The following is a 4416-nucleotide window of genomic DNA, read 5'->3' as shown; positions in this document are numbered from 1 at the left end:
TCTAGCAGGTATGGGTCCCCCAGGTGATCTCCACTCGCCTAGTCGTCGGCAGCGTCAGTTGTGTATAAGAGACAGCCAAGGGACACCCGCCGAGCCGCGTAGCCGGTCGGCGGCGACTCCCACCACGCCCCGCCCCCAACAGAACACCGGCACGCCGCACACGCAGCCGGCCCGCGACACCCAGCACCACCCCCAAGACACCCGCTCACCCGAACGCTCACCCAGCGGCACACGCCTCACACACGCACACCACCCAAGTGGCCGACCGGTGACACCCGCCGTACACCCCCACAGACCACCCCCGAGACCGGCCGGCCAATGGCTCGGCACGCGCCCGCGCAAACCCCACCCAACCGTTCAGGTGGTCAGCCGGTGACTCCGTCGGGAGTGCGGCGGCGGAAGACTCTGCGGACTGCGCAGGTGGTGAGGAGGCGGGCCGCGAAGGGCAGGTCGTGGATCAGGTAGCGGCGGGCCAGGCGGATCGGTTCCTTGATGAGCCGGTGCAGCCACTCCAGCCCCGCGTGGCGCATCCACTCCGGTGCTCGCCGGGCCGCGCCCGCCGCGAAGGTGACCGCCGCGCCGCAGCCGATGAACCACGCGTCGGGCAGGTCGGCGCGCAGGCCGGCGATCAGGCGGTCCTGTTTGGGGAAGCCCAGCCCGACGAACACCAGCCGTGGCCCCGCCGCGACCACCTCGCGCCTGACCCGCGCCCACTCCGCCGCGGACGACTCGAACCCGAACGGCGGAGCCGACGCCCCGGCCACGGTCAGGCCCGGGCTGCGCGCCGCCAGCGCCTGGGCGGCCAGCTCGGGCACTCCCGAGGGCCCGCCGAGCAGGTAGATCGGCATGCCCTCGCGGGCCGCCGCCGCCGACAGCGACCAGATCAGGTCGGCACCGGCGACCCGGCGCGGCACCGGGGTGCCCAGCAGCTTGGACGCCCACACCAGCGGCATGCCATCGGCCACCGCGATGTCCGCGGAGGCCACCAGTGCCGCGATCTCCTTGTCCCGGCGCGCCGCCCGGCAGATGTCGACATTGGGGGTGACGATGTGGCCCCCGTGCCCCGTCCGGAACGCCTGCACGACGCGCTCGACGACCTCCCCTTCGGTGAGCGGGTCGAACGCGACCCGCCCGACCACCACACGACCGGCGGAAGGAGCCGAAGAACCCGAGGACCGCTCGGGTAAGTGGCCGCTCATATGCCCCGGCCCAAGCTGTGCAGCCGGTGCAGAACCGTGTGCGCCGATACCAGACCGGCGGCGACGATCAGGGCCAGGGCGGCACGCGGCTCGGCGAGCCGGGCGGCCGAGGCGCGCAGTGCCCATCTGCACGCCTCACGGCGATGGCCGAGCGCCGCGTGGGCGAACGCGAGCTGGCCGTAGATCCGCGCCGCGCCGCGTGGATCTACGGCCAGTTCCGTGTGCCGGGCCAGCATCCACTGCAGCCCGGCGATCCTGTCCGCCCACTGGGCGATGTAGTCGGAGACGCCCCAGCGGACCCTGACCAGGGGCCGATCGACATGGGCGATCGGATGCCGCTTGGCCGCGCGCAGCGCGAAATCCCAGTCTTCGTTCTGACCGCCTGGGGCGCTCTCATCGACCCGCAGGGCGGCTTCGCGGCGGAACATGAAAGTGGAGGAATGCACCATGACCATCCGGGACCTCATGAGGTGAGCGGGTGTGATCGTGTCGGTGCCTGCCAGTCGCACGGTGCGGCGCGTGCCGTACTCGACCTCGATGCCGCAACTGGCGAACTCGGCGGCGGGGCGTGCGGCGAGCGCCGCCGCCTGGGCGGCGAGCTTGCCGGGCAGCCACTCGTCGTCGTCATCGCAGAACGCCACGAGATCGGTGTGGAGTGCGGCGATGCCGGTATTGCGCGCTCCGGGAAGACCCGGGCGGCCCCCGTTGGGGAGCACCCGGAGATCGGCCCCGGTCTCGGACACGATCCCGGCCAGTTGGCCGGCCACCGTGACCACGAGCTCATGGCCGCCATCGGCCACCACGACGACCTGGACCGCTCCCGGGTAGTCCTGCCGGACGGCCGCCAGGGTCGCCGCGCGCAGCCACTTCGGCCGCCTGCCGCGGGTCGCGATCACCACTCCGACCGATGGGGGCGCCGTCATGCGGCCGCCCTCGCGCGGTAGCCGTACTGGAGCATGAGCGGGAGCGTCAGCGCGGTCACCAGGAGGCGCTGGCCGCAGGGCAGCGCCTGCCGCCAGGCGTCGTCGCGGACCAGCTCCACCGCGCCGGAGATGAACCGGATCGGATTGCCGGACGCGGTGTGCGCGGTGGTCAGGTGAACCTGGCGGTCGGTCAGGAAGTCGAGCCGGGGAGCCAGGTCGAGGCGGGTGAGCAGGCGGGCGAACGCGGTGCGCGGCGAATCGAGCAGGTCCTCGTAACGGACTCTGGTCACCGGCACCCCCTTGCCCGCGAGCAGCTCAAGTGCGAGGTTTTGCGTGGTCCAGTGCGCGGCGGTGCGGGCCGGTGACCAGCGAGGCATCGGGGTGCCGTCTTCCGGCCTGGTGATCCGCCTTTGCCATGAGTGTGCCACGGCCCGGGGGTCGCGGACCAGATGTACGACATGGACCGGTACACCGGCCGCGGCCAGGCAGAACGCCAGCGAGGCGTGCTTGCTCGAATCGACCACGACGGGGCTGTCGGCGACCTCGCCGGCCGCCGAGTAGAGGCGGTGGTAGACGCTGACATATTCCACCAGCTCGATGGTCAGCCGCGGCGGAATCCGGCGGGTGCGGTCGACCCGCCGGCGCAGCTCGATCATGCGCTCGGCCAGCTCGGGGGCCCATCCGCCGAAGGCCAGCCGCCCGACCTCCGCCCAGAACTCGCACTCCGGCAACGGAACCCCGCACCCGCACGGCTCCCCATCGATCAACCCTCGCGCCCACAGATGCACGACCTCACCGAGCGGAACCACCCCCGGCACCTCTCCCAGCAAGCGCTCCAAGAGCGTGCTGCCACTTCGGCCAAGCCCGCCCAAGAAGATCACCCGAGCGGGTGGCGGGCATTGACCCACGAAACGAACCTCCAAAGAGCCGCTACTTGCTGCACTCATTCTACCACACAGAGTAATCGTCCGACATGGCGGCCCCCAAAAAGCGGTCACGTTTTCAAGGATTCAGGCTGTTATGAATTCAGGGAGTTGTGTATCGTGGCTGACATGCTGACCACGGCCACCGGGATCGAAGTGCTCGCCAGGTTCGGGCGGGCGCTCGCCGACCCGATCCGCTGCCGCGTCCTCGTCGCACTGCGCGAGGCCCCGGCCCATCCCGCCGACCTGGCCGAACTGCTCGGCATCTCGCGCACCCGGCTGTCCAACCACCTGGCCTGCCTGCGCGACTGCGGTCTGGTGGTCGCCGTCCCGGTCGGCAGGCGCACCCGCTACGAGCTGGCCGACCCCCGCCTCGGGCACGCGCTCGACGACCTGCTGGCCGCGGTCGTCGCCGTGGCCACCGACCGCACCTGCATCGACGCCGAGGAGCAGGGCTGCCGCCCCTGATCCTTGAGCTGCGCGCCTGCCGTGCGCCACCGCCGACCGCCCGCCAGGGAGGACACTCTCCATGACCGCCGTCCCGCTCGCCCCCGGCCCGGCGCGCCGCGCCGCGCTGACCCGGCGCATCCGGCTCCTGGTGGCCGCCACCATCGCCTACAACCTGGCCGAGGCCGCCGTCGCCCTCACCGCGGGGGTCGTGGCCTCCTCCGGAGCACTGATCGGCTTCGGGCTGGACTCCCTCGTCGAAGTGGCCTCCGCCACGGCCGTCGCCTGGCAGTTCTCCGCCGCCGACCCGCAACGGCGGGAGCGGGTCACCCTGCGGCTCATCGCGATCTCGTTCTACGCGCTCGCCGGCTACGTCGTCTTCGACTCCGCCCGAACCCTGCTCGGCGCGGATCAGGCCGAGCACTCCACCCCGGGCCTGGTGCTCGCCGCCCTGTCGTTGCTGGTCATGCCGTTCCTGTCCCACGCCCAACGACGCACGGGCCGCGAACTGGGCTCGGCCACCGCCGTCGCCGACTCCAAGCAGACCCTGCTCTGCACCTACCTGTCGGCCGTACTGCTGGCCGGCCTGGCCCTCAACAGCCTGTTCGGCTGGCACTGGGCCGACCCGATCGCCGCCCTGGTCATCGCCGCCATCGCCGCCAAGGAGGGCTACGCCGCCTGGCACGGCGACACCTGCTGCCCGCCTCCCACCGGCAAGGCCGCCGCCCAGCCCGGCACCTGCTGCTCCCAGGCCCCGGCGGCGTCAGGCCACGGCGGATCTTGCGGGACGGATTCTGCGCACGATGTGTGAGAAGGCGCTTGTGTCAGGTGGACGCCTCTGTCAGGGCTGTGAGTTCGTCGTCCTTCAGGTCGAAGTGGGCGGCGCCCACCCGGCCACCGTCGCCATCGCCTGGCTCCTCGCCT

General features: G+C 71.9%; 5 protein-coding genes. 2 read left to right on the top strand and 3 right to left on the bottom strand.

The window, feature by feature from the left end; translation table 11 throughout:
• Positions 1-365 precede the first annotated feature (365 nt).
• From C1I98_RS35910 to C1I98_RS35900, 3 genes are read right to left on the bottom strand one after another with little or no spacing between them, the layout of a single operon-like run.
• The gene (locus tag C1I98_RS35910; RefSeq protein ID WP_233508473.1) at positions 366-1142 is read right to left on the bottom strand and encodes a WecB/TagA/CpsF family glycosyltransferase; all 777 of its coding nucleotides are present in this window, start codon (positions 1140-1142) and stop codon (positions 366-368) included.
• Between the two features lie 53 nt (positions 1143-1195).
• On the bottom strand, positions 1196-2122 hold the full coding sequence (locus C1I98_RS35905; RefSeq protein ID WP_111171747.1) for a glycosyltransferase family 2 protein: 927 nt from the start codon (positions 2120-2122) through the stop codon (positions 1196-1198).
• Positions 2119-2931, bottom strand: coding sequence for a sulfotransferase family protein (locus C1I98_RS35900; RefSeq protein WP_233508472.1), 813 nt, complete (start codon positions 2929-2931; stop codon positions 2119-2121). Before C1I98_RS35900 ends, C1I98_RS35905 begins: the two co-directional genes overlap by 4 nt.
• Positions 2932-3174: 243 nt before the next feature.
• Here C1I98_RS35900 and C1I98_RS35895 point away from each other — a divergent pair, with 243 nt between their 5' ends.
• Both C1I98_RS35895 and C1I98_RS35890 read left to right on the top strand, forming a co-directional pair.
• Positions 3175-3513, top strand: a complete 339-nt coding sequence (locus C1I98_RS35895; RefSeq protein WP_111171745.1) for an ArsR/SmtB family transcription factor — start codon at positions 3175-3177, stop codon at positions 3511-3513.
• Between the two features lie 61 nt (positions 3514-3574).
• Positions 3575-4303, top strand: coding sequence for a cation efflux transmembrane domain-containing protein (locus tag C1I98_RS35890; protein WP_111171744.1), 729 nt, complete (start codon positions 3575-3577; stop codon positions 4301-4303).
• The last annotated feature ends 113 nt before the right edge of the window (positions 4304-4416 follow it).

This window comes from Spongiactinospora gelatinilytica (assembly GCF_003236385.1).
GTDB lineage: Bacteria > Actinomycetota > Actinomycetes > Streptosporangiales > Streptosporangiaceae > Spongiactinospora > Spongiactinospora gelatinilytica.
This window is presented reverse-complemented; position numbering and strand designations above follow the sequence as displayed.